The sequence below is a fragment of the Chryseobacterium sp. BGA-UO-ETr-SB22 genome, assembly GCF_059567885.1.
This window is the reverse complement of the sequence record NZ_JCAQOV010000005.1, coordinates 1823566-1849058: the sequence shown is the minus strand read 5'-3', so window position 1 is coordinate 1849058 and position 25493 is coordinate 1823566. Positions and strand designations below refer to the sequence as shown.

The 25493-nt window shown below is 35.7% G+C and carries 28 protein-coding genes and 4 tRNA genes; 16 read left to right on the top strand and 16 right to left on the bottom strand.

Features of this window, described 5'->3' with window-relative positions; genetic code table 11:
* Position 1: 1 nt before the first annotated feature.
* Complete coding sequence (locus tag AC57AW_RS15775) at positions 2-703, bottom strand: CPBP family intramembrane glutamic endopeptidase (protein ID WP_496352639.1); 702 nt, start codon at positions 701-703, stop codon at positions 2-4.
* Between the two features lie 39 nt (positions 704-742).
* A complete protein-coding gene (locus AC57AW_RS15770; RefSeq protein WP_223600895.1) occupies positions 743-1354 on the bottom strand; it encodes an L-threonylcarbamoyladenylate synthase in 612 nt (203 codons plus the stop codon).
* Between the two features lie 101 nt (positions 1355-1455).
* On the opposite strand from AC57AW_RS15770, the gene AC57AW_RS15765 reads away from it, so the two are divergent.
* The 4 genes from AC57AW_RS15765 to AC57AW_RS15750 all read left to right on the top strand — a co-directional run bounded on the left by AC57AW_RS15765 (position 1456) and on the right by AC57AW_RS15750 (position 1863).
* Positions 1456-1528: transfer RNA gene (locus AC57AW_RS15765), tRNA-Met, on the top strand.
* 39 nt (positions 1529-1567) lie between these two features.
* A tRNA-Met gene (locus AC57AW_RS15760) sits at positions 1568-1640 on the top strand.
* A 39-nt stretch (positions 1641-1679) separates the two neighbouring features.
* Positions 1680-1752, top strand: a tRNA-Met gene (locus AC57AW_RS15755).
* Between the two features lie 38 nt (positions 1753-1790).
* Positions 1791-1863, top strand: a tRNA-Met gene (locus tag AC57AW_RS15750).
* A 53-nt stretch (positions 1864-1916) separates the two neighbouring features.
* Here AC57AW_RS15750 and AC57AW_RS15745 read toward each other — a convergent pair.
* Both AC57AW_RS15745 and AC57AW_RS15740 read right to left on the bottom strand, forming a co-directional pair.
* Positions 1917-2189: an Ada metal-binding domain-containing protein gene (locus AC57AW_RS15745; protein ID WP_496352638.1), complete on the bottom strand. Its 273-nt coding sequence runs from the start codon at positions 2187-2189 to the stop codon at positions 1917-1919.
* A 63-nt stretch (positions 2190-2252) separates the two neighbouring features.
* Positions 2253-2966 carry a 2OG-Fe(II) oxygenase gene (locus tag AC57AW_RS15740; protein WP_496352637.1) on the bottom strand — a complete coding sequence of 238 codons (714 nt, stop codon included), beginning with the start codon at positions 2964-2966 and terminating at the stop codon, positions 2253-2255.
* Positions 2967-3139: 173 nt separating this feature from the next.
* Between AC57AW_RS15740 and AC57AW_RS15735 the strand changes: the two genes are divergently transcribed.
* Entirely contained in the window at positions 3140-3586 is a 447-nt protein-coding gene (locus tag AC57AW_RS15735; protein WP_496352636.1) for a GNAT family N-acetyltransferase, read from the top strand.
* Between the two features lie 432 nt (positions 3587-4018).
* On the opposite strand, the gene AC57AW_RS15730 is transcribed toward AC57AW_RS15735, so the two are convergent.
* The 3 genes from AC57AW_RS15730 to AC57AW_RS15720 form a co-directional block, all read right to left on the bottom strand.
* Entirely contained in the window at positions 4019-5173 is a 1155-nt protein-coding gene (locus AC57AW_RS15730; RefSeq protein ID WP_496352635.1) for a T9SS type A sorting domain-containing protein, read from the bottom strand.
* Positions 5174-5267: 94 nt separating this feature from the next.
* Positions 5268-5867, bottom strand: a complete 600-nt coding sequence (locus tag AC57AW_RS15725; RefSeq protein WP_496352634.1) for a Crp/Fnr family transcriptional regulator — start codon at positions 5865-5867, stop codon at positions 5268-5270.
* An 82-nt stretch (positions 5868-5949) separates the two neighbouring features.
* Positions 5950-6531, bottom strand: a complete 582-nt coding sequence (locus AC57AW_RS15720) for a hypothetical protein (protein WP_318845475.1) — start codon at positions 6529-6531, stop codon at positions 5950-5952.
* A gap of 334 nt (positions 6532-6865) precedes the next feature.
* Between AC57AW_RS15720 and AC57AW_RS15715 the strand changes: the two genes are divergently transcribed.
* From AC57AW_RS15715 to AC57AW_RS15700, 4 genes are all read left to right on the top strand, one after another.
* A complete protein-coding gene (locus AC57AW_RS15715) occupies positions 6866-7231 on the top strand; it encodes a BlaI/MecI/CopY family transcriptional regulator (RefSeq protein ID WP_318845476.1) in 366 nt (121 codons plus the stop codon).
* Between the two features lie 5 nt (positions 7232-7236).
* Positions 7237-9159 carry a M56 family metallopeptidase gene (locus AC57AW_RS15710; RefSeq protein ID WP_496352633.1) on the top strand — a complete coding sequence of 641 codons (1923 nt, stop codon included), beginning with the start codon at positions 7237-7239 and terminating at the stop codon, positions 9157-9159.
* Between the two features lie 71 nt (positions 9160-9230).
* Complete coding sequence (locus AC57AW_RS15705) at positions 9231-10121, top strand: GLPGLI family protein (protein ID WP_496352632.1); 891 nt, start codon at positions 9231-9233, stop codon at positions 10119-10121.
* Between the two features lie 99 nt (positions 10122-10220).
* Positions 10221-10496, top strand: coding sequence for a maltose acetyltransferase domain-containing protein (locus AC57AW_RS15700; RefSeq protein WP_496352631.1), 276 nt, complete (start codon positions 10221-10223; stop codon positions 10494-10496).
* Between the two features lie 177 nt (positions 10497-10673).
* On the opposite strand, the gene AC57AW_RS15695 is transcribed toward AC57AW_RS15700, so the two are convergent.
* The 6 genes from AC57AW_RS15695 to AC57AW_RS15670 all read right to left on the bottom strand — a co-directional run bounded on the left by AC57AW_RS15695 (position 10674) and on the right by AC57AW_RS15670 (position 15355).
* A complete protein-coding gene (locus AC57AW_RS15695) occupies positions 10674-10883 on the bottom strand; it encodes a GDCCVxC domain-containing (seleno)protein (RefSeq protein WP_496352630.1) in 210 nt (69 codons plus the stop codon).
* Entirely contained in the window at positions 10883-11485 is a 603-nt protein-coding gene (gene merTP / locus AC57AW_RS15690; RefSeq protein ID WP_496352629.1) for a mercuric transport protein MerTP, read from the bottom strand. The genes AC57AW_RS15695 and merTP overlap by 1 nt, the downstream gene beginning before the upstream one ends.
* Before the next feature lies 1 nt (position 11486).
* Positions 11487-11858 (bottom strand): ArsR/SmtB family transcription factor, encoded by a 372-nt coding sequence (locus AC57AW_RS15685; RefSeq protein ID WP_496352628.1) that lies wholly within the window; start codon positions 11856-11858, stop codon positions 11487-11489.
* A gap of 91 nt (positions 11859-11949) precedes the next feature.
* Positions 11950-12978 carry a tyrosine-type recombinase/integrase gene (locus AC57AW_RS15680; RefSeq protein ID WP_496352627.1) on the bottom strand — a complete coding sequence of 343 codons (1029 nt, stop codon included), beginning with the start codon at positions 12976-12978 and terminating at the stop codon, positions 11950-11952.
* Complete coding sequence (locus AC57AW_RS15675) at positions 12975-13919, bottom strand: tyrosine-type recombinase/integrase (RefSeq protein ID WP_496352626.1); 945 nt, start codon at positions 13917-13919, stop codon at positions 12975-12977. Before AC57AW_RS15675 ends, AC57AW_RS15680 begins: the two co-directional genes overlap by 4 nt.
* Positions 13916-15355, bottom strand: a complete 1440-nt coding sequence (locus tag AC57AW_RS15670) for a site-specific integrase (RefSeq protein ID WP_496352625.1) — start codon at positions 15353-15355, stop codon at positions 13916-13918. Before AC57AW_RS15670 ends, AC57AW_RS15675 begins: the two co-directional genes overlap by 4 nt.
* Before the next feature lie 273 nt (positions 15356-15628).
* On the opposite strand from AC57AW_RS15670, the gene AC57AW_RS15665 reads away from it, so the two are divergent.
* Both AC57AW_RS15665 and AC57AW_RS15660 read left to right on the top strand, forming a co-directional pair.
* Positions 15629-16021 carry a sugar O-acetyltransferase gene (locus tag AC57AW_RS15665; protein ID WP_496352624.1) on the top strand — a complete coding sequence of 131 codons (393 nt, stop codon included), beginning with the start codon at positions 15629-15631 and terminating at the stop codon, positions 16019-16021.
* Positions 16022-16041: 20 nt separating this feature from the next.
* Entirely contained in the window at positions 16042-16908 is an 867-nt protein-coding gene (locus tag AC57AW_RS15660; protein WP_496352623.1) for a GLPGLI family protein, read from the top strand.
* Positions 16909-16976: 68 nt separating this feature from the next.
* Here AC57AW_RS15660 and fsa read toward each other — a convergent pair whose 3' ends face one another.
* Positions 16977-17630, bottom strand: a complete 654-nt coding sequence (gene fsa / locus AC57AW_RS15655) for a fructose-6-phosphate aldolase (protein ID WP_318845481.1) — start codon at positions 17628-17630, stop codon at positions 16977-16979.
* 301 nt (positions 17631-17931) lie between these two features.
* On the opposite strand from fsa, the gene AC57AW_RS15650 reads away from it, so the two are divergent.
* Positions 17932-18420 (top strand): YdeI/OmpD-associated family protein, encoded by a 489-nt coding sequence (locus AC57AW_RS15650; RefSeq protein WP_496352622.1) that lies wholly within the window; start codon positions 17932-17934, stop codon positions 18418-18420.
* Between the two features lie 183 nt (positions 18421-18603).
* On the opposite strand, the gene AC57AW_RS15645 is transcribed toward AC57AW_RS15650, so the two are convergent.
* The gene (locus AC57AW_RS15645; RefSeq protein WP_228460077.1) at positions 18604-19140 is read right to left on the bottom strand and encodes a tetratricopeptide repeat protein; all 537 of its coding nucleotides are present in this window, start codon (positions 19138-19140) and stop codon (positions 18604-18606) included.
* 195 nt (positions 19141-19335) lie between these two features.
* Between AC57AW_RS15645 and pepE the strand changes: the two genes are divergently transcribed.
* From pepE to AC57AW_RS15625, 4 genes are all read left to right on the top strand, one after another.
* The gene (gene pepE, locus AC57AW_RS15640) at positions 19336-20028 is read left to right on the top strand and encodes a dipeptidase PepE (RefSeq protein WP_496352621.1); all 693 of its coding nucleotides are present in this window, start codon (positions 19336-19338) and stop codon (positions 20026-20028) included.
* On the top strand, positions 20028-20882 hold the full coding sequence (locus tag AC57AW_RS15635; protein WP_496352620.1) for a hypothetical protein: 855 nt from the start codon (positions 20028-20030) through the stop codon (positions 20880-20882). The genes pepE and AC57AW_RS15635 overlap by 1 nt, the downstream gene beginning before the upstream one ends.
* Before the next feature lie 96 nt (positions 20883-20978).
* Positions 20979-22352: a D-alanyl-D-alanine carboxypeptidase/D-alanyl-D-alanine endopeptidase gene (gene dacB, locus AC57AW_RS15630; RefSeq protein WP_496352619.1), complete on the top strand. Its 1374-nt coding sequence runs from the start codon at positions 20979-20981 to the stop codon at positions 22350-22352.
* Between the two features lie 7 nt (positions 22353-22359).
* Complete coding sequence (locus AC57AW_RS15625) at positions 22360-23526, top strand: sensor histidine kinase (RefSeq protein ID WP_496352618.1); 1167 nt, start codon at positions 22360-22362, stop codon at positions 23524-23526.
* 49 nt (positions 23527-23575) lie between these two features.
* Here the strand turns inward: AC57AW_RS15625 and AC57AW_RS15620 are convergent, their stop codons facing one another.
* Positions 23576-25432 (bottom strand): M61 family metallopeptidase, encoded by a 1857-nt coding sequence (locus AC57AW_RS15620; protein WP_496352617.1) that lies wholly within the window; start codon positions 25430-25432, stop codon positions 23576-23578.
* Positions 25433-25493: the final 61 nt, after the last annotated feature.

Sequence of the window (25493 nt, the reverse complement as noted above, 5' to 3'; positions counted from 1 at the left end):
GTTAAAATACAGATAAATGTTTAATATTAATAAAATTCAAGGTCATCAGAGAGATAAAGTCAATCATAAAATGACAGATGATCAGAATTTTAATATTTGAATAGCGTTTATAAAACAGGGCAAAAACAATTCCAATAAAGAAAGGTCCGAGAACCTGACCTACGGTACCATAGGTGCTGTGCAGAATTCCAAATAAAATGGATGAAACAATCACTCCGGCATTCGGATTATTATAGATTTTTTCAATCCTGGGCTGTATATAACCCCGCATCAGGAATTCTTCTACAATAGCAGCGGTAAGGCACAAGAAAATAATTAGAAAATAATTGTTTTTAAAAATGGGTACAAGGTTAAGAAGCTTATCACTTATTTTTTCAGGGATAAAAAAAAGGATTATGGCATTCAAAACTGCTCCGCCAATCATGCAGATAAAATATAAACTCAGAACAGCCTTTATATAAAATAAGAGAGAATATAGAGTTTCTTTTTTTAATAAAAATGAACCTTTCTCAATAAACGTATTATATAGAAATACGATGATCAAAACAATCCAGATCACAATTCTACTGAGAAAAAAGCTGTCTGCCGTAATTCCTCTTATTCCTGTAATCAGATTGATAACCGGGAAAGTATAAAGCATTGCTGCAACCAAAAGCACAAAAGTGAGTAAAATTCCTATAGAATATTTCCCATTAAACCCCATAATTCAATAACCCTAAACCTTGAATTCTACATTTTTGAATTAAATAATTCCTTTTCCCTGACGGATAATTTCCGGTTCTCCGGAAGTGAGATCTACAATAGTAGAAGCCACATTATCTCCATATCCTGAGTCAATAACGATATCTACCAAATGGTCATATTTCTCAGCAATCAGTTCCGGATCGGTAGAATATTCAAGGATTTCATCATCATCTTTAATGGAAGTGGAAGCAATAGGATGTCCTAGTTTTTCAACGATAAGCTGTGGGATCGGGTGATCAGGAACACGGATACCTATTGTTTTATGACCTTTATATGCTAAAGGTAAACTTTTATTAGCTTCAAGGATAAAAGTAAACGGTCCGGGAAGATGACTTTTCAAAAATCTGAAAACCGAGGTGTCAATAGGTCTTGTAAAGTCCGAAAGATGGCTGAGATCATTACAGATAATCGAGAATTTTGACTTCTCAAGCTTCATTTTTTTGAGCTGAGCCAGTTTTTCCATGGCTTTTATATCAAAAATATTACAGCCTAAAGCATATATCGTATCAGAAGGATAGATAATCAGCCCGCCATTATTTAAAGTTTTAATAACCTCATTCACAAGATTTTCCTGTGGGTTGTCTGGGTAAATTTTTAATATTTTTGCCATAAAACAAAGATACAAATAATAAAATAGTTTTCATAAAAGTCCTTTATTTAAAAGAAAAATTAGGATTTGTGAAAAATATTCGTACCTTTGCAATCCAATATCGCGGGATGGAGCAGTAGGTAGCTCGTCGGGCTCATAACCCGAAGGTCATCGGTTCGAGTCCGGTTCCCGCTACTAAGTTAAGTGCTTTCGGTAAGCACTCTAAAAATACACCGCGGGATGGAGCAGTAGGTAGCTCGTCGGGCTCATAACCCGAAGGTCATCGGTTCGAGTCCGGTTCCCGCTACTAAGTTAAGTGTTTTCGGTAAACACTCTAAAAATACACCGCGGGATGGAGCAGTAGGTAGCTCGTCGGGCTCATAACCCGAAGGTCATCGGTTCGAGTCCGGTTCCCGCTACTAAGTAAGTGCTTTCGGTAGGCACTCTAAAAATACACCGCGGGATGGAGCAGTAGGTAGCTCGTCGGGCTCATAACCCGAAGGTCATCGGTTCGAGTCCGGTTCCCGCTACTAAACTAAAATCGGTATAACGACAGTTATACCGATTTTTTTATGCTATCCTGTCATTGCGAACAATGTGAAGCAATCTGGCTGAACATTTTTTGTTTCCATTGCTTGTATGCCTCTTTCATGCAGTGTCCACAAGGACGATAGTTGTTTTGTAAGGCCTCTTCTTCATCTTTAAAGAAAATTCTGTTTTCTATTTTCATCCTTTTTCCTGAACCACAACCAAGCAATCCGTAAATCTTCAGTTTTTTATTTCCTCCAAAACGAATATCCTGACTGTGAATTTTACTTCTTAAGCTCTTGGGTGATAGTTGAGAATGCTGGATCATATTTATGATTGAGGGGTTATAGTTTAGGTTAAAATTAGGTTGGAAGTAATTAAGTGTGTTTTACTAGCTAATTGCATCATGGAAAATAATTCCCAGCGCATATCGGCTGCCTTCCTGAACTTCACTTATTCCATGCTTCATATTGACTCTGTAATAGCCTTTGGTTCCCTTTTCAGGTTTAAATTGAGTGGTGAAAATGAGGGCATCTCCTTTTTTAGGTTTTAAAACAATTGCTTTTGATTGAGCCCTCGGGATCTGCTGGGTAAGTACAAATTCTCCACCTGTAAAATCTTTATCAGGTTCGCTGAGCATTAACACGATTTGAATAGGAAAGTATACATCACCATATAAATCCTGATGCAAAGTATTAAAGCCGCCTGCTTTATATTTCAAAATTAAAACAGTTGCTTTTTGTTGGCCATTAGTATGACATTGTTGTAAAAATTCCTGATGATCTAAGGGAAATTGAGTGTCAATATGTAAGGCTTTAAACCATGAGTTGGCAATAGGAGCCAGATACGGATAGATATTCGTTCGTATGGTCTGAATAATTTCGGGAAGCGGATAATCAAAGTATTTATATTCACCAAGACCGAAACGATGTCTTACCATGACCACTGTTTTACGGTAAGAATCGGGTTTGTCATAATTCGTCTTCAATATTTCACACTCCTGATCTGATAACAGATTGGAAACTACTGCATATCCATTTTTGTGCATTGTTTCCGTAAGATGCTGCCAATCTGTATTTTTGAGTTTATGAATAATATCTTTCATTGATTTGATTTTATACTGCAAAAATCCGAAGTTATCCAGAGTAAGAAAATCCGAAACATGCGGTATTATCTTTAGTTTGACCTTTCTGGACTATCATTATAATACCAATCTGGATGATAAGTCTGGTCCTGTTTAAAGCTACTTTTGTCCTGTTAATAAAAATAAATATAACGATGAATTACAGTATTAAAAAGGCCAGCCTTGAGGATCTTGATGAAACAGCAGAATTATTCAATCTTTACCGTGTTTTTTACAGACAGGAATCAGACATTGAAAAAGGAAAAGTTTTTCTCAAAGAACGGTTTTTAAACAGTGAATCAGATATCTTTCTTGTGATGGCTGAAGAAAGGGCAGTGGGGTTTGTACAGCTTTACAAACTGTTTCACTATACCAAACTACAGAAACAATGGTTGCTAAGCGATTTGTTTGTTCATCCGGAGTACAGAGGAAAAGGACTTTCTGTAGCATTAATTAACCGTAGTAAACAATGGTGTGAAGAAACGGGAGCATGCGGATTGATGCTTGAAACCGAAAAAACAAATGATATCGGAAATACTTTATATCCCCGTTGTGGATTTGAATATGATGGGTTGCACAATTATTACCATTGGTGGAAATAGAGATTAAAGCGGCAGATAATTTTTAGGTGGGGAATCGGAAGTGGGAAGTAAGAATCTGCCGCAGGAGAATAAAGCTTTAGATGATATATTAAAATTATGTTATTTTCGAGTGTAAATTTTTTCCCACTTCCTTTTTTTCTTTTAGTAGTATTAGTTCTACAATTCTGAACATTTAATTCTACAAGGCATTCTGTCAATGGTAGAGGGCATAGTCCTATTTTTGTAAAGCTTTTACAGATCATGGGTAGGACAGTTGATCTGTAGAGTGTATGCAAAAAAATCTCTGCCTAATTTTCTACTTTTTCCCCAAGAGTTTTATGATTAGTACCACAAAACTGCTTTTTCCGGCAGAGATTTTTTGCTTTACCCATGCTTTCTAAAATGATTAATTGATTTTAAATGTAAACGAGGATGCTTTTAAAGAGTCATGAACTAGTTTATGATTATTTTTTTGGTAACACGGTTAGGATTGTGATCATTTTTAACCGTTAATAGATAGTTTCCCTTGATCAGTTTCCCAGCTTTTAAATCTAAAGTATATTCAGTATTACTTTTTAATTTTATTTTTTCAGATAGCATGAGTTTTCCGGTAAGATCATAGATTGCCAGCTCAATATCAGAATAGTTTTTAGGAAAACGTAAGTGGATAAAATCTTTTGCAGGAACAGGATATACTGAGAACTCTTTATCGTTGGCCAATACTTCCGAAACGGATAGATTACTGCTGTTCTGGGTAAAGAATTCCCATATCTTCTGAGTGTAGGAAATATCATTTTGTGGAGTAAGCCACACATGATCTGCATTGTTCACCTTATAAAGTTCAATAACAGAATTATTGCTTGGACTGGTGTATTTGTAGTGATCTACAGTAAGTCCGTCATTGGCGGTATTAGGAAGAAGGGTATGTACCGGGGTACTGTTTGATAAGTTGTTGTTTTTCCAGTAATTGATCATTTGATCTACAGAATTTCCGAAATTATTGTTGCTGTAGCCAATCGTAGCATCAGAGGTGCCATGAAAATGAGCGATAGATACAGGACGTCCCGGAGTTCCCGCGGCAACAGGTAGAATTCCGTTTCCGAAAGTTCCCGCTACAGAAGCAAAAACCTTTATTTTATCGTTTAAAAACAAAGCCAGTCTTTCTGTCATAAATCCTCCCATAGAAAAACCACAGGCGAAAACTTTGTTAGGATTAATACTGTAGGTTTGCTTTACTGAATCAATCAGGCTGCTGATAAATCCAATATCATCTACATTGGCATTAGGAGTATAAAAAGGATATCCCGCTCCTGAGTTCCAAGCTGTTCCGGATAAAGGATCACTTAATGCCTGTGGGCAGATCACAATGATGTTATTCGTTTCAGCGAGAGCTGCAAAGCCAATATTCCTAAAGTTATTCATGGTATCTCCCAACCCATGTAATGTGATAACGAGCGAAGCCGGATTTTGAGAATTATAATTAGATGGTACATAAATGGAATATTCCCTGAGCCCGGAACTGTGCTGAATTGTTTCGGTCTGCCATTGCTGACTGTAAAAAACACAAGAGATTAGCAGGAATAAAAATAGAATCGATTTCTTTGTCATATCTTTTTTTTCAAAGATATTGAGGCAGTCTTGATAGTCAATTTGACAAAAATCAAATAAAAAAAGAAATGTTTTGACAAATATCAAAAACGCTTTATTTTTTGGATCTGATTCTGCTTAGCGTCTCCTGAGTAATTCCCAAAAATGAGGCGATCATGCCTAGTGTAAGAAGCTCCGCAGCTCTGGGATGCGATTTTATAAAGTCGTCATACCGTTCTTCCGCAGTTTGAAACAGCATTCTGTCAATTCTGTTCTGGGTCATAATCAATACACTGCTCATGATCATTCTGTACAGATACTGAATATCCGGGAATTTTTCGGAAAGTTCTTCAAGGTGATCATAGCTTAGTTTCCAGAGGACGCAATCATCCAGAAGTTCTATTCCTCGTTTATCAGGTTTTTGGCGGATAAAGCTGATAATGGACAACAGCAGAGTTTCTTCTCCTCTGAAACCGTCTGTGATATCCTTTTCATCTTTATAGTAAAAGATACGGGCTGCTCCTTTCTCTATAAAATAGATGTGCCGGCAGATATGGCCGGGCTTTACCAAAATAGTATTTTTGGGAAGTTCATCTTTTTGCAGTTTCGTGAAGATAGCCATCATCCCCTCGAGTGATAAAGAAACAGGTGGAGTATCTTTATTATCAAGCATTGAACTGATATAGGAATTGATCGCAGTAAAGATATGAAGCATGGGTGACAGAATATAAAATGAAAAAAGTAGTAAAAAAAATCCCACTCTGAAAAAGTGGGACTTATTATTTTAAAATTAAATATTATTGAGGCAATTGAGCGTAAGGAGTAAGCTTGTTGTCATCAGACATGGTCTGTCCCAAAAAGTCTCTTTTCTGATCCGCTTTCATTCTTCCGGCAGCATCGTTGGCATTGAAGTAAGCTTCACTCAATTTTGTAGCGATATCAGCAGGTTTGAAATCAAATTTTGTATCACCCTCCACTCCAAGATATCCGTTCTTTCTTGTAAGGTTGGTAATATAATTGTTATAATTAATCATTGTACCTCTCATCATATTGTTATGATATTCCATACATTTCTTTGCTTTTTTGGATGAGTTGTTCAGAATACAGTTTTTCATATTGTTTCTGTATAAAAACCATTCAGATTCTAAAATACCATATTCTTTACCTACAGCAATCTTTCCGTTCGTTACGATATTATTATCCCCTTCTTTTGTAGCAATGGTCTGAAGATGTTGAATAACCAATGGAACGGTAGCTTCGATTTTTGATTTCGTATCCTTTAATATGCTCAGATCAGCAGCAGGAGAACCCTTCTTTTGTGCTGTAGTAACGTTGAAAATAAGCAGTAATAGTACAATCAATAAATTATATCTTTTCATGAGAAATTTTTAAAGCACTAAAATAAATATAATTTCCCGGTTAAAACAAATTCATTTTAATTTTATTTAATAAAATTTAACAAGTTTTAAGAATTTATCCCTGAAATGACTCTTTTTCTGTGGATTAAGCAGGTGAGTATTTCACTCCTTTACAAAATTAATATATTTTAACTAATTTTATTTTGCTGATTATCAGAAAGATATATCATAAGTTATGTTTATCACTAAAAAAATAGTTGTTTGATTCATTTTTATTTCTACATTTGTATAACTAATTTCTTAGTGATATAGAATTGGATACTTTATATCACAATAATTGATAATTGAACAGGATATGAAAATTCAGACTTTAACAAAAGCAGAAGAGCAGGTAATGCAGTATTTATGGAAAATAGAAAAAGGATTCCTAAAGGATGTTCTTGATCTTTTTCCGGACCCTAAACCGCATACCAATACGGTCTCTACCATTTTAAAAGTATTGAAAGACAAAGAATTTGTAGACTATCGCGTACACGGAAGACAGCATGAGTATTTTCCGCTGGTTTCAAAAGAACAGTATTCCGGGAAAACGATGAAGAGTCTTGTGAAAAACTATTTTAAAGGCTCCTACAAAAGTGCCGTTTCATTTCTGGTAGAAAAAAACGAAATGACTGTAGAAGATCTTGAGATGTTATTGAATGAACTCAAAAAGAAAGACTAGTACCTATGGAAGCAATACTTTTATACTTTGGGAAAACAATTTTATGTTCGGGTGTAACATTTTTGTATTACCAGTTGTCTTTAAAGGACAAGACATTCCATCATTATAACAGATTTTATCTGTTGGCGGCAATTGTGATATCGCTGCTGCTGCCACTTATCAAAGTAGATGATTTTACGATAGAAGTAAATAATGATATGTATATGCTTCTTGACAAGATTCAGAATTTTAATTCAGAAAAAAATATAAACAATGGTAACCTTTATTTTAACATTATTTTTTCAACTCTGGGACTGGTTTCTCTCTATTTTTTAGGGAAGCTTATCTATGGGATTTTCAAAATCCAGCAGTTTAAAAAACAGTTTCAGAAAGAAAGTTTTGACGGGATCAACTTTTACCGTACAGACCTTAGCGAAGCCCCGTTTTCATACTTTAAGAACCTTTTCTGGAAGAATGCTATCACACTGCATTCTGATATTGGGAAACAGATTTTAAAGCATGAGATGGTACATATTGAACAGAAACATTCTTTTGATAAAATTTTTATCGAGATTATTACTTCTGTTTTCTGGTTCAATCCGTTTTTTCATATTATCAAAAAAGAAATTACTCTCATCCACGAGTATCTGGCTGATAAAAAAGCCGTACAACAATCGGACACCAAAGCATTTGCGCAGATGCTTTTAGCAAGCCACTTTTCCGGAACACAGTTGCCTGCTGCCAGTCCGTTTCTAAGTTCAAACCTTAAAAAAAGACTTAAAATGTTACAAAAACCAAAAACCAAGTTCGGATATGCGCGAAGAATTCTTGCATTGCCGGTGTTATTTACCGTAGCTTTTGCTTATCTGGTAAATGCGAAGAACAGAGAGATTGAAGAAACAAACCTTTCTATTAAAAAAGTAGTTTCAGAAATCAAAAAAGATACAGTAAGACCTGAAAAATCAGTTCAGGGAAATATCACAGGATTAAAATCTGTATCACCGGAAGATCATACAAAATTGACCGATCTTGAGAAAAAGATAAAAGAAAAAGAGAAGGAACTGGACGGATTGGATCCGGAAAGTGATGCCTTCAGTGATAAAATTGAAGAAATAAGTAACCTGGCATCAGAGATAGGAGAGATTGCTTCCAAAGTTGAAGTTGATAAATATTTCAATTCTACTGAATGGAAAAATCAGATGAAGGAACTTGAAAATATGGATCCTCTGGATAAGAAAGAACTTCGTAAAATAAAAAGAGCAGCTAAAAAAGCGGGAAGAGAGGCTGCAAGAGTAGTAAAAGAGATGGTTCCTCCCACACCGCCCAATGCACCAGATGAACCTCAGGCTCCAAAATCTCCTAAAGTAGTTTATTTTAAAAATAATAATACCGTTTACTATAAGGATCTGAGCCCTAAAGAAAAAGAGGAAGTACGTAAAGCAATGGCAGAAGCTAAAAAAGCTATGAAAGAAGCAGCAAAAGCCAGAGTAGAAGGAGAGAAAGCCAGAATAGAGGGGGAGAAAGCCCGGTTAGAAGGAGACAGAGCAAGAGCTGAAAGTGCTGTATTCCTTATCAAAGGAGAAAAAGCCAGAATAGAAGGGGATAGAATAAGAAAAGAAAGCGAAAAAATACGTGTGGAAGCTGAAAAAACAGCACAAAGTTTCAGAGCTGGTAACTTTACCATGACAACTTCTGCTCCTAAGGTTATGGTAATGCACGCTGATTTCATCAAAAAAGACGGTAACGGAAACATTGCCATGAATGGGGTGAAAAAGTTTAGCATTAACGGTAATGATGATCACAACTATAAGTATTACATTGATGGAAGAGAAGCATCCAAAGATGATGTTAACGCTTTGAATTCTGCTAATATTTCAAAAGTAATGGTCAATACCCAAAAGGATGGGGAAGTGAAGAAAGGAGAAGTAAGAATTGAGACAAAGAAATAAAGTTCCAAAAAAGCTTTGTCAGTACTCCATTGGCAGAGCTTTTTTATTACGATCTGTATAATACATAAATTATGAAAAAAAGTTATTTCATTTTATTAGCATTTTTAAGCGTAGCCATGAACGCGCAAGTGAACAGGTTCTTTTATGACTATAAATACATCTCTGATTCAACCAATAAAGCAGACGTGAAAAGTGATGTTATGCTGCTGGATATTGATAAAAACGGATCTAAATATTACAGCCGCGAAAAATTTGTTGCTGATTCAACAATGAAAGCAGATATCGCCAAGCAGATGAAAGGCGGATTCGGAGGAAGCATCAATATCAAGAGAAATATAAAGCCTGGAACGACTTTTTCAACGGTCACGAAAAAATATCCGGATTATAGTGTTTCATTCTCTGAAAATATTGGAAATACAACCTATAAAATTCCGGAAGATCAAAAACCTGAATGGAAAATTCTTCCCGAAAAACAGAAAATTGGCGATTATAACACGCAAAAAGCAACCACAAATTTTGGTGGCAGAAGCTGGACAGCTTGGTTTTCTACAGATATCCCATTCCAGGATGGTCCCTATAAATTCTATGGACTGCCGGGGCTTATCATTAAAATTGAAGATAAAACAGGATCTCACATTATGACTTTAATCGGTAACAAGAAAACGGAAGCCGCATCAGAAGAAGATGTGCAAATACCGGGTCTTACTACAATTGGCTTAGGAGGTAAAGAAATTGAGATAAACAAAAAACAGTTTAAAAAAGCCTGGAAAGATTATCTTACGGATCCTACAAAAGATATGAAGCAAACCATGAGTACTCTTCCTGCAGGAGCTGTGGTACAGATGAAAAATCAGGATGGGAAAAGTATTGATGTCAATGAAATGTACAGAAATATCGAAAAAAGAGCAAAAGAAGAACAGGTAAAAAATAACAATAAAATAGAACCGGAGCTTTATAAATAAGCAGTTTCTATTTATTTAAAATACAGTAAGGTTATAATAATCTTACTGTATTTTTTTTGTATTGTGTATCTTTAATCCCAGGACTTAGAATTTTATATCATGACAGAAAAGGAAAAATGTGAAGCAGGACTTTTATACAATGCTAATTATGACCAAGAACTGATTCGGGAACGTATTGCCTGCAAAGATCTGTGTCAGGAATATAATGGACTGAAAAACTCAGATACAGAAAGGAGGTATGAACTGCTCCAGAGAATAATTGGTAATATAAAAGAAAATATCTGCATAGAACCCAATTTCTGGTGTGATTACGGATATAATGTTGTGTACTGTATTATGTTAATGTTCCCGAATCTTTACCAGCTGTATACTTAATTATAGGCCACATATAAATCTTGAAGACCACATAATATTTAGTTGGAACTTAGCCATGAACTATATTTTTCATCTTTAGAGATGAACTTGATATTAAAACAATCATGAGTAATAGGCAATAGCATTGAAGATGACATTCTATTCAAATTTTCGATAACATTGATAAGTTAAGTAATTTTACTTGCAACAATTTTTCCCTGACTGAATTGGTGGACAAGGAACCGTCCCATAACTACAAAAAACACAACAATCTCCATGTAATGGCTTCAATCTGCTCTTACAATGCTCACATTCATAAAAGTAAGCGCAAGCTTCCGTTGGCATAGTTTCAGTTTTTTTATGTCCGCAATTTGGACAAGTGATTTCTGATATTAAAATTGTGTTCATTATGAAATAATTTTGCTTTTTACTGATTTGTAACCTGTTGAGTTGATAGCTTTTTCGATTTGCTCGATGTTGGTTTGTTTGTTATCAAACTTTACAGTGGCGTTGCCTTTTTCGTAAGAAACAACAACTTCAACAATGCCTTTTAGTTTGCTGATTTCTGTCTTTACGTGATGTTCACAACCAGAACAAGTCATTCCTTTAATAGTAAATTCAACTTTCTGAATTTTAGAAGTCGAGGTAACAATTGCCGTGCTTTTTGTCTTCGGAACAAAGATTTGAGCATAACTCGGAAATGATGAAAGTAAAACCGATATAACGGTAATAATTACTAAAAATGATTTTGATTGCATAAAACTTGTTTTTTTGGAGGTGTCACAAATACAGTCTTTTTTTTTATTTATTCTAAGTTTTTGATACCAAGCAAAACTTAGAATGCAGATAGTCAAGATTATGAAATAGGGGCGAAAAGGCTCAAGCCACGAAAATGAGGAAACAATCCCGCTTGAACCGGCTACAATTGATAGAACCGGCATAATACAACATAATGATGATGCTGCTGCTGTAACTAGTCCAGTACTAATAAGTTTATTATCTGTTTTCATTCTAAAATAACTCTACAGTTTTTTTTATATTAAGCACTTTGAAAAATGGATCCAATAGTTTTTCATATTCCGGTGTCAAAGAATAAAAAATAGTTTGTGCTACTTTTTCTGCCTGAATAAATTTTCCTTCTTTTAATTTTTTTAGATGTTGTGAAATTGCTGGAACTGTCATCCCTAAAATATCTCCCAAATCACAAACGCAAAGTTTTCTTTCTTCAAAGAATAAAAAAAGTATTCTCAACCTTACATTGTTGCCAACAAGAACAAGCTCATTTGATAGTTTATCAAAAGAATCATTTAATTCTAAAACTTTTTCTTTGCAGCGAATTATTTGTTTAATATCTGCGTTTTGTCTAATACATGTAATTTCCATTGTGCAAATATAGAACAGATTTTTTATTTAAGCAATTACTTAAATAAAAAATCTGTTCAAATGATTCATCATTCGCAATTCTAAGCACGGTTCATTTCCCCCTACAGCCTCTTAGATCTTTTAAAAAACTCATTATATTATGCTCTGTATGCCAATCTATTAATTCACTATTTGAGTCAGGCTCACTAAGAGCGATAGCAGCAGTCTTTCTTTTAATACTGACATCAGTATATATCAGAGTAGAATTAAATGATGCATGACCAAGCCAATTTTTAACTGTTTCAAAATCTACACCTGCATCTAATAATTGTGTAGCGGTAGTATGCCGAATTGTATGCGGGCTTACACGCTTTTGGAGAACAGCCGGAAACTTTTCCGCGATTTTCATGGCATACCGTTTTACAATGATATAAATTCCAAATCTGGTCAGTGGATTTTTCGAGCGATTTAGAAAAACATGTTCTGAGATATCTCTACCAGCTATAAAAGGTATTAATTCGTTTACAGTTCTTTCCCAAAGAGGGCAAAATCTTTCTTTGTTTCCCTTACCTCTTATACGCACTGAGGAATAATTTCTTTTGGGAACGAGCGGGATTGATAAATCAGAAATCAATACATTAGCCACTTCATCTGCTCTAACACCAGTATTAGACATAAATAACAAAAGAATATAGTCCCTTTTCCCGAGGAGTGTTTGTTTGTTGGGAGCTTCCAACATGGCATTCATTTCTGAATCCTCAAGAGGTCGGATTGCTGTTTTTTGCTTTTTTTTAAATGGAATACTTCGTATCTGTCGACACCAATTCATATACTTTGGGCAACTTATACCTACAAACTCTGCAAAAGCATGGATACAAGACAGTCGTACATTTCTTGTTGCAATTGAACATTTACGGGTTTGCTCCAAATCGAAAAGAAAAGACTTAATGATCTCAGGTTTTATATCGGGGATAAGCAACTGATCAAAATGTTTTTTATTTTTTCGGGCCACGAATGGTAATAGTAACCGGAATGTATCGTTATAACTCCATTGTGTATTTTTCGCCAGTTTCTTAATATTATCCAGATATTCTAGGAAAAATCGTGTTATCCAAACACTTAAATATTGATCGTTTCTCATGACTTTATATTTTTAAGATATCTCTCAAAACGTCTATTGGCTTGCTGAAGAAGCTCATCGGTCATTGCCAGATATGTGGCTGTATAAGCATAATGTGCATGTCCCATATATACAGATAAGATCGTCAGGTATTTTTGTGGGTCATTTCCTTTTTTATAACAATTTATTAATCTGTTAACAGCGAAAGTATGCCTAAGATCATGTATACGGGGTTGATATCGTCCACCATCATCGCGTTTGATTCCTGCTTTGTTCCTTATTTTTTCAAATATTTTCTCGATACAAGCAGTACTTACAGGTAGATTGTCATCATTTAAAAATACATCAGCATCTGCAAAATCAGTTTGGTTATGATCTGTCCTCCAGTCCAAAAAAGCTCTAAGTACAGCTTTTACCTCTATATTGAAAGTAACCAATCGTGATTTGTAAAACTTACTTCCGCGTAATATAATAACTAAATTATTCATGTCAATATCCTTTAACTTTATAGAAAGCGTTTCACTAATTCGTAAACCCAACGCATATGTAATAAAAAGAACAGTTTGAACCATGTATGGAGAGATATTGCTTCTTCTTTTCGGGTAGATTAAGGCAGCTCGAAAAATTGACTTTAGCTCATGATTAGTGAAAATATAGGCGGTTAGTCCTTTAGGACGTGCCGGTAGAATATTAGGCAGGGGTGATTTTTTAACATAATCACGAATCAATAAATAGTCATAAAGTCCATTTAAGGCTGAATATCTGGCAAACCACGCACCCGTTACAACTTTAGAATTTCCATATAAAAATTGTTCAACTGCCCCTTTACTGACGGTTTCAACAGGTACCGATGATCCTATTTTATTTACAAATGACTTCAAATAGATTGACGGCATCCGAAATTTTGTACCTAACGTTTTTCTATAGGTGATATATTTGTCAATGACTTGTTTAAGTTTCATAGCAATCCTTTTAAACTAAATTCGGATATTTTACGAAGGTTGACCAGGTCGACCTTCGCATATATTCGTGCTGCATCCATACTTAATTGACCCAAATGATCACGGACTTCATTCAAACTTATCCCATTATTTATTAGATGGGTCGCACAACCGTGGCGTAAAGCATGAGGACCATGATGAGCAATTCCTAATTGCATTGGTCTTAACCGCTTTTCAACAATGTTATATACCGTTTGACCAGATAACTCTCTATAAGGCGCAAGGGTGGTGAGGAAAACTTCTTTTATAGGAATATTATTTGGTCTTATTTTTTGCAGATAATGAATTATGGCACTACCAACACTCTGCGATAGTGGAAATATTTGTGGTCTGGACCGCTTTGATCTTCTAATATAAATTCTATCATTTTCCCAATCAATATCATCCATCTGAAGTTTGATAATTTCGCTGCGTCTCATACCATATACAGCAAGTAACATAAGAATAGCTCTATCACGAATACCTGTTGGGCTTTCCGTATTGCAGCCGGCAATCAATCTTTGGACATCTTTCCATTGCGGAGGGTAAGGAAGTGATGCTTGTTTATACACCATCGGTATTTTTATAGAATCAGCTAACCCCTTTCTGCACCAGCGCCTACTCTCGGCAAATCTTAGAAATACCCGAAATGCACTCACAAGGTCTCTTACACTGACTCTGGATTTTCCATCAAGTAATTTTATTATCAGCCTATCTATAATTTGTATCGAGATATCTGATAATGATTTATATTTGAGAGAAATGTATTTAAGAAAATAGGTAAGCCTTCTGCATTGTCCATCAATAGTATATTCTGATAGACCTTTTTCATTCCGCATATATTGAACATAGGCAGTTAGTTCTTGGCAGAAAAATGGAAACGGTTCCTTTTTTATTACCATTAAACACCCCAGATAATTTAGCCATTTAAGAGACAGCCCAATAAATCTATTTTTAGCCTCAATTGAAAAATCATTTTTTCTAAAATGATATGATTTTCTTCCAGCCCACAGATTAGCAGCCTGTTCTACTTCCTTTGTCGTCACTAATCGTAAGGTGCTAAAATTCAAATAATCCACAATAACGACTAAATACTCTGCAATTACCCGTAATGTTTTCTTTTTCGCCCCACCATCAACCTGAAGCTGTAAATATGCGGCACGCTCTTTTAACAACGGCTTCATAGTTTGTTGTAAAAGCCAGCTTCTATTTTTAAAAAGCATATTGAAAATAGGTATTCGCTCTTCCTGTGTAAGTTCCAGAAGATTGAGCTTTTTTAACCAGATAGTTGCTGTAGAAATAAAACCTATTCGTGTATGGTTCTTCTTATTGTGGGAATATAAATCTGCCGCCTTATTAATGTCGTGAATGGTTATCGGTTGGTCGGTTTGAAGATTGAGATATTGGACAATCTTCATGAGAAGGTTCTCTATAGTTTGAAGCGACTTTACCGTGTATCCTTTATCCAATAGGGGTTTGAGATAATCAACCCTTTCCTTATATAGGGGCGCTTCTTCATGGATTTTTATTGTGCAAGGATCTTTAAATATACGATTAAACACGACCTTACTTTTACAGATATTCTTACAAAGAATGAGCAAAAAACGTGCAAATAGGCAGAAATGTTGCGCTTAAATTAGTAGAAAAGCCGCCAAAAAGATATTTTTTCGCTATTTGTCAACATAACTGAATTGTCAACATTATTTCCATTATGTTGTATACGACATAACGGCAATAATATAAAAGTAGGAGAGAACTTCTATGCCAATCATAACCTTGTTATCTTAGATTGTGCCAAAGTAGAGTTTGGTGATAATGTATTTATTGGTCCCAATTGCAGCTTTTATACAGCAGGCCATCCGCTAGATGCAAAGCAGAGAAATGAAGGACTTGAATACGCACATCCCATTAAAGTAGGAGATAATGTCTGGCTGGGAGGAAATGTCGTTGTGCTTCCCGGAGTTTCCATTGGAAATAACTCAGTGATTGGTGCAGGAAGTGTTGTCACGAAAGATATTCCGGATAATGCAGTAGCTGTGGGAAACCCATGTAAAGTTGTTAAAAAGATTACAGAACAGAATTAAAAAACGATATCCACCTAACCATGAGAAAATTGATCATTCTATTCAGCCTTATATTGGCCGTACTCACTAATGCCCAGAATCAAAGGTTTATTTATGAATACAAATATGCCCTGGATTCTACAGCTAAAGACAAACCGGAAGTAGAAATGATGCTTTTAGATGTTGCGGCAAAAGGATCAAAATTTTACAGTAAAGATGCTTTTGAATCAGATTCTCTTATGACTTCTGCTATGGAAAGACAGCTTCAGATGGGAGTTAAAGAATTAGATTTTTCTGGAATTAAATTTAAGGGCAAAATAAGTTATAGTGTTGAAAAGATGTATCCGGATTATTCAGTGAATTTTTTCACGAACCTTGCTGCTGATGAATATAGGGTTCAGGATGCCAGAAAACAAGAATGGAAAATATTATCAGATAAAGCAGAGATTGGCGGATTCAAAGCACAAAAAGCAGTCTGCAACTTCGCCGGAAGAAAATGGACAGCCTGGTTTACAACAGACCTTCCTATTCAGGATGGTCCCTATAAATTTCATGGGCTTCCGGGATTAATTGTAAAACTTGAAGATGCTTCCCAGACTCATTCCTTCGAATTAAAAGGAAATAAAAAACTCCCTGAAGAATATGAATGGCAGAGTACCAAAGAAAAAGAACGGTTTAATGCTCTTGTTACAGTAAATGAAACCAAGTATAGAAAAGCTTTTAAAGACTACCTTATCGATCCTATGAAAAGTGAAAAACAGATGATGGCTCAGGGAATTGAAATGCAGGAAATAGATGAGTCAGGGAAATTGATTCCTGTTGATAAAGCACAAAAAGATAAAGAAATAAAAAGGAAAAATGATCTGAAAAAGCAGAATAATATTCTTGAGCTGGATCTGCTGAAATAAATAATCCTATAAAAATAAAAACCCGGAACATCGTTCCGGGTTTTTTATATCTGAATAAGAATCAGTTATTATGCTAATTTCTGAGAATCAGCAATGAACTGAGCCAATCCGCTGTCTGTTAATGGGTGCTTCAATAAGCTCAAGATCGGAGGCAGTGGAGATGTAATTACATCAGCTCCAATTTTAGCACAGTCAATGATGTGCATTGAATGACGGATAGAAGCCGCTAAGATTTCAGTTTCGAACATATAGTTATCAAAAATCAATCTGATTTCCTGAATAAGGTTCAGACCGTCTGTAGAAATATCATCTAATCTTCCTAAGAATGGAGAAACATAAGTAGCTCCTGCTTTTGCTGCTAAAAGAGCCTGTCCTGAAGAGAAGATCAATGTACAGTTAGTTCTGATTCCTTTATCAGAAAAATATTTTAAAGCTTTGATACCGTCTTTAATCATCGGGATCTTTACGACGATATTAGGGTGAATAGCAGCCAATTCGTCTCCTTCTTTAATCATTTCTTCATACGTTGTAGAAAGAACTTCCGCAGAAATATCTCCATCTACAAGTTCGCAGATCGTTTTGTAATGGTTTTTGATCGCTTCAGATCCCTGGATTCCTTCCTTTGCCATTAATGAAGGGTTGGTTGTTACACCATCTAAAATTCCAAGATCTCTCGCTTCCTTGATTTGCTCTAAATTAGCTGTGTCAATAAAAAATTTCATTTTGTTAAATAGATTTATTGATACAAAGATAGGGAATTAATTGAGTTCTGGGATATGAATTTTGAGTTACGGAGATTCACGTTTGAGGGGTTGGGAGTTATAGAAAGGGGGATGTTTCAGAGTAGGAGAGCAGAAGATAAGAGCTTATAGAGTGAAAAAATATAAGTCCTGGGTTGCTCTTCAGACAAACAATTAATTTTGCACCTATCACCTATCACCTATCACCTATCACCTATCACCTATCACCTATCACCTATCACCTAATTTGTATTTCTGCAAAATCAGTTTATATTTGTTATCCATGAAAAGCAATAGTTTTACAGCCACATTGGAAATCATAGGGATTAATCCTTTTGTATTTGTTCCGGAAGAGATTTTGGACAGGATTTTTGATGATTCAGGAAAAAATAAAAGTCCGATTCCCGTAAAAGGAACAGTAAACGGGCAGGATTTTAAACAAAACCTGATGAAATATCTGGGTGAATGGAGGCTGTATGTGAATCTGACAATGTTGAAAAATTCCCCGAAGAGAATTGGAGAAGTTATAGAAGTTGTATTGGAATATGATGATTCTGACAGAAGTATTGCTATTCATCCTCAATTGGAAAAAGCAATTAAAGAAAGTTCTCTGGCAACAGAAAACTTCCAAAATCTGATTCCCTCAAGAAGGCACGAACTGGTTCGTTATATCAACAATTTAAAAACCGAAGCCAGTATCCAGCGGAATATCGAGAAAATCATCCGCCATTTACACGGTGAAACAGATTTTTTCGGAAAAATGATTGAATAAGAGTTGAAAGTGGAGAATATATGAATAGTATTTATTCAGTATTTTTCATAAAGCTTCTTCAGCGACGATGTCGCATCTCTTTGCTCTCTTAAAATAAATGGTAAGTAAAATAAACCTTTGCGTTAAATTAAAGTTAGATGCAAACAAAAAATGCCGGAAAAACTTTCCGGCATTTTCATTCTATTAAGAATTTAAAGCTTTGCTAAGCTTTACAGCGTCCTGATTGGTAGGATCATACTGTATAGATTTAGCAATGTGCTCTTTTGCCTTATTAGGATCTGTTTGCTGTTCTGCAAAGGCAATATAGAAATAGGCATACGCCAGATTTTTCTTATTTTGCTCTACTTCTTCCGGTTTTACGGTTGCAATATACTTTTCATAAGCCAGTTTTGCATTGGCATCATCTTTTGCAGACTGATAAGCATAAGCCTGGCTATAGTAAGATGGAGCCCAGTCCGGTAATAAAGCAGAGATTTTCTTCCAGGTATCAATGGCATTGGGCCAGTCTGAAGCTTCCTGATAAGCTGCTGCTAATTTTGCTAAGGATTCCGTATCCTTTGGGTTGGCCTCAATCTGTTTTTTAAGACCGTCAATCGTTGGGTTGCTTGTCTGACTCGTTGCTGCCGAAGTTTCCGGTTGAGTCGTTTGCGCGTTTACAAGACTTACACTTCCTGCCAGTATCAAACCTAAAAATAGATTTCTACTATTAATTGTACTCATTTTCATAATCTTATATTTTAAATTCGAAATCTAAAATTCAATAATAATTCCACAAAATCTTAAATTTTAGAAGCTTTAAGGTTTTTTAGAAAATATTAACGGGAAACATGTTTTTTTTAGTTTAATTTTTGATTCGTTAATGTTTGAAGCTATCTTTGTCATTCATTTTTTTATTAATAAATATAATTTAGTGGTATGAATATCATATTAGCTTCAACATCTACCCTTTTTGGCGGGGAATATCTGGAATACTTAAGAGAAGAATTAATCCAACTCTATAAAGGAATTGACGAAATTGTATTTATCCCTTTCGCAAGACCAGGCGGAATTTCCCATGATGATTATACAGCAAAAGCACGCTCTTTCTTTGAAACAATCAACATAAAAGTAAAAGGCCTTTATGAATTTGAAGATAAAAAAGAAGCCCTGAATCAGGCAAAAGGCTACTTTACCGGAGGCGGAAATACCTTTTTATTGGTTAAAACATTACATGAAGAAGGATTGATGTCTGTCCTGAAAGAAAATGTAGCAGGAGGAAAAGCATATCTTGGATGCAGTGCAGGAAGCAATATCGGAGGTCAGAATATGAAGACAACGAACGATATGCCGATTGTATATCCGCCAAGTTTTGACTGTATGGGACTGGTTCCTTTCAATATCAATCCACATTATCTTGATCCTAACCCGGATTTGAAGCATAACGGAGAAACCAGAGAAACCCGTATTCAGGAGTTCCTTACCCAGAATGATATCAAAGTAGTAGGTCTTAGAGAAGGAAACTGGATCAGAAGAACAGCAGATTCTATTACGGTAGAAGGAAATGAGCTGACAAGGATTTTTGAAAAAGGTAAAGAGCCTTACGAAATAGAAGCAGGAAGCAGACTTTAATGAACAAAGAGGAGATCAATCTTTTTATAGAACGTAATCTGACTAATTTTTCAGTGAACAGTACCGGATGGGAGCAACTGATCCGAAAATTGCTGTTTGAATTTGCCATCGCAGGCTGGAATATGGAACACCGTGTTTTTGGAAAGGAAAAATTCGGTGGGTTGAGGTGCTATACGTATTCTGAGGACGAAATGCTTAATAACAAGCTTAAAAATATCAAAGACAAATATTCAGAATTGTCGGTGAAGACTTGCGAGATCTGTGGCAGTGAAGGTAAAATGAGAATGATAGGTTCCTGGCAGACTACATTGTGTCTGAATCATTTTCTGGAACAGCAGCCTGTTATTGAAATTGATACTCAACAGAACATCAGAAGAGATAATAAAACCCTTCTGAATATTAAAAATATCGTAAAAGCTGATCTGGAATATGATCTTCAAAGAATGTGGGTTCATATAAAAGGACAAGAAGAACCATTTTATTTTTCATGGCAGGAACCTAATTATTATCTGCTGTTAAAAACAATTCCTCTCTCGCTTTTTCCGGAAGACAGGCGAAATGAAATTTCAACATTATTCCAAAGTTTAGAAGACTGTGAAATATGTGGTTATAAAGCTGTACATCAAAAAAATTGCCTGCGCTGCCATAATGAACAATGGAATAGATCAGGATATTTTATAGAAGATTACGGAGAAAAATCAAACTATATAAAAGAATGCCAGATGGATATTTTTATGGATGAAGATGATTACGAAAAATATTTCACCCATGACCGTTCATTTGAAAAATCGCCTGACCACCAGATTCTTTTCAGCTCCGAAGATCTCCGGGAATATGAAAAGCTTTTATTTTAACTATATTTGATTAGAATTTAAATCAATGAACAAGGTTCAGATACTGGTTGAGAACCCTATTGGAAACCTGTGCATTTAGACCCAAATAACAATTTAATGAAAAAAACACTTGCTGTTCTCATACTCTCTGTACAGATGGTTGCTGCGCAGAATATTGCTCAGAAACTGGATAAAGTAACCAAAGACCTCATGGATTCTTCAGGAACGGTTTCTTCCAGTTTATCATTCTATGTTTCAGATGAAAATGGCAACTTTATATACGAATATCAGGGAAGTAAGGGACTTTCTACTGCTTCTACACAGAAAATTTTTACCGCTGGTGCTGCACTGGAAACTTTAGGTAAAAATTATACTTTTACAACCACTTCAAGCTATTCCGGAAACATATCCGGAGGAACACTAAACGGAAACCTTTTCATCAGTTCCAATGGTGATCCTACATTAGGAAGCTGGAGATATGATGCCTATAAACCCGAAAATTTTAAAAAGAAGCTGATTGAGGCCATTAAAAACTCAGGAATTACAAAAATATCCGGAGATCTGGTGATTGATGATTCTTATTTTGACCATCAGACGATTCCCGGAGGCTGGCCTTGGGATGACCTTGGGAATTATTACGGAGCCGGTGTGTGGGGAATCAACTGGAAAGAAAACCAGTTTGATATCAATATTAACGGAACCGATTTTAAAAACTTTTCTTATCCCCTGGAAGGTGTAAAATGGCTAAATGATCTGAAAGCAGGCGGAAGTTCTGACCAGAGTCTTATCTTTACCGCACCTCATTCTGATGTCGCGCTGATTAACGGAATGCTTCCGGCAGGAAAAACAGTAACGGTTTCCGGTTCTACTCCTAATCCGCCTTTACAGCTGGCAGCAGAAGTGAAACAATGGCTGAAAGAATTAGGAATTGAAATTTCAGGAAAAACGGTAACGAATTCACAGCTTGAAATAGAAGGAAAACAGGCATTGGAAGCTCCTAAAAATAACATTCTTTTGACTTACCAATCTCCAACTCTGGATAAAATTGTCTATTGGTTTCTAAGGAAAAGTATCAACCTGTATGGAGAAACATTGATTAAGACCTTAGGAAAAGAGAAAAAAGGAAATTCAAGTTTCAAAAGCGGGGTTTCTTATCTGAAAGAATTCTGGAAATCAAAAGGAATCAATCCTAATATGATCAATTTTGCTGATGGCAGCGGACTTTCACCACAGAATTATGCAGCAGCAAAAGCAGAAGTACAGGCACTTTTATATGCTAAAAAGCAATCCTGGTTTGAAGCATACTACGATGGATTTCCTGTTCAGGAGAATGGAATGAAGATGAAAAGCGGAACCATGAGAGATACCAAATCTTTTGCAGGATACCACACCGCAAAAGATGGAAAAAAATATGTATTTTCGATTATTATCAACAACTATCAGGGAAGTGGAAATGCAGAGCTGCAGAAAATTCTGAATGTTTTAAAATAAAATAACTTTGAGAAAATCCATTCTTACCAGACTGAATAACTGGATCATTTTTGTTGTCATGACTACTTTGGTGATTGCTATTGTAGTGGCTTCAACATCACTCATTAATTTTCTCAGAAAAGAGGAGATCAAAAGGATCAGTCTTCTTTCCAAAGCGATAAGAATACAGCAGGAAGTAAAGACTCCGGATACGGATGTTCTGGATCTGCTGCCGGATATCCTTAATATCAACAATACCATTCCGTTCATTGTAACAGATAAGTACAAAAACCCTATTCTTGATCTCGGATACTACAGAAATATCCCTGAAGCTACCATAAAGAATCCTGAAAAACTTCAGGACCTGATCCGGAATATGGAGAAGAATTATGATCCTATTGAGATCAAGGTGCCGGATGGAAACAATCAGTTTGTATACTATGACAACTCGCGTATGCTGAATAATCTTCGGTATTCGCCTTATATTTTAGGACTGTTTATTTTGTTGTATTTCGGTTTTTCATTTTGGTTTTTCAGGACCATCAAAAAGACGGATGAAGGTTATCTCTGGGCAGGTTTGGCGAAAGAAACGGCTCATCAGATTGGAACCCCTCTATCTTCCATGATTGGCTGGATGGAAATTATGAAACTGGATAATCCTGAATCGGAAGGAGTACACGAGATAGAAAAAGATATTGAGAGACTGAGAACGATCTCTGAAAGATTCTCAAAAATAGGATCAATCCCCGAATTGAATGACAGAAATTTCAATGAAACAATTCAGGAAAATTATGATTATCTGAAAACCAGAATCTCCAGAAAAATCAACTTTACGTTGAATCTTCCTACCTATACCGTATTGGTTCCCCACAATAAAATTCTGATGAGCTGGGTGATTGAAAATCTGGTGAAAAATGCTGTAGATGCTATGAAAGGTGAAGGTGCTATTACGATGTCAATCTTTGAAAGAAACAAAAATATTCTGATTGAAGTAAAAGATAACGGAAGCGGAATGACAAAACAGCAGGCAAGAAGTGCTTTCAATCCCGGATATTCTACTAAAAAAAGAGGGTGGGGACTCGGATTGTCATTGGCCAGAAGAGTAATTCATGAATACCACAACGGAGATATTAAAATTTCCCAGACTGAAGTAGGAAAGGGAAGTACCTTTAGAATAACGATTAAGAAAGAGTAAAGCTTATAGCTGAAAAATAAAAAGCGGGGAAATTTCCCCGCTTTTCTTATTATTTTTTACCAGTGAGCCACTGTGTCTGTAGTTTCAGTTCTTCCGGAGTAGGATTCGCCTTGAATGCAGGAGTTTCCATGGTCATTTTATCCAGAATAGCCTTTCCTTTCAGGTTCATTTTCTCTTTCTTACCGGCATTATCTCTTAAAATAGTTACCGTAACGTCCTGTCCGTCTTTGATGGTTCTTGTGTAAGCAATAAAGTCCTGTACTTTTTTGATGTCTACCGTTTTTCCATCCAGAGCAAGTACCTGGTCAGTTATTTTAAATCCAATACTTTTTGCAAAAGGAGAAAGGGCAGAGTTTTCATCAAAAGCAAAAGCGTTGTTTTTTTCATCAAAACCAGTTTGGTTCGGGTCTTTGATAAACCAGAAAAGAGGATGGCTTTCCTGCTTTTGGATGTCTATACCTACCATTTTCAGATATTCTGCATAAGGGGTAGGCTGGTTTCCTGCAATATATTTATTGTAGAAATCTTTTACCTGAGGATATCCGGTTACCGTTACCAGCTCGTCAATCAGTTTATCATCTTTGAACGGTTTGTTTTCTCCAAATCTTTGAGATAGTTTTCTGATCATATCACGGTATCCCATCTCTCCGTTGGAAAGTTTTCTAAGCTCAATATCAAGACACATTGCAAGAAGAGCTCCTTTCTCATACACATTTCTGTACTGATCTTTGTAAGGCTCCACCAATACATTTTTGCTCATTACTGTAAACGGCATCGTATCATCGTAGCTCTTGGAGTTGGCAATCTTCTCCCCAATTCTTTGAAGAAACTGATCTTTATTAATCAAACCTTCCTGAATCTGGAACAGGTTGGCAAAATATTCCGTTCCCCCTTCATACATCCATAAATGCTGAGACATTTTCGGGTCTGCATAATCGAAATAATGAATCTCTTCAGAATGGGTCTTCAGAGGATTTACTGTATGGAAAAACTCATGGGAAACCACATCTGTAATGGTATTGTCAATAGCATCTTTCGGCATTGCTTCCGGAAGTACTACACTTGTAGATTCATGGTGTTCCAGTGCTCCGAAGCCCTTCACTTTAGGTCCGTCACCTCCGGAAAGGTAAAGCATGATCGCATACTTTTTATTCGTATTCATATCACCCAGAAATTTCTTCTGAGCAACCACCATTTTTTCAAGATTTTCTTTGAAATCAGCAGCTTTGTATTTTCCTGTTGGAGAATATACTCCCAGTACCAGATCCATTCCTCCTGCATTGAAGGTGATATAATCCGGTTTTGTATACATAAGCGGAGAATCTGTCACCTTAGCATAGTTTGCAAGAGTATAGGTATCTGTAGCATCAGATTTGTCCTGGTCTACCAATGCTGTTGTTCCGTAGAAATCTGTTGGCTTCTGAACAATCAGCTGATAAGGAACATCCTGCATATTATCAATATATCCGATAAATCCGTGGGTATTGACCATATATACTTTTCCGGCTTCAATATCTGTTCCTGACGGAGAAAATACGGCTTTATGCTTTGATGTATCTAATTCATCATCAAAACTGTCATTGACAAGATAAGAGATTTTGGAAAGGCCCTGCGCATTTTTCAATGAATAGGTATTGTCATTTACTTTAGTGAAAGTAAGTTCTTTTCCTTTATTATCATAAAATTTGATCCCTTCGATGAATCTTCCATAGTCGTCTACAGAATAAGTACCCGGAACCGTTTTTGGGAAATGAAATTTAACATCCCCGGATTTCATTTTCGGAAACTCCATGGTAACGGCTACTTTATCATCTTTTACATTGACAAGGTCAATGGTTGTTTTAATAGACTGAGCATTTGCTAAAAAAGAAGCAAAAATACCGAGACTAAGTACTGTTTTTCTCATTAGGTTTACATTAATAGTTAAATAGTTGCTCTTTTTGTCATTTTGTTACGGAAGAAGTATT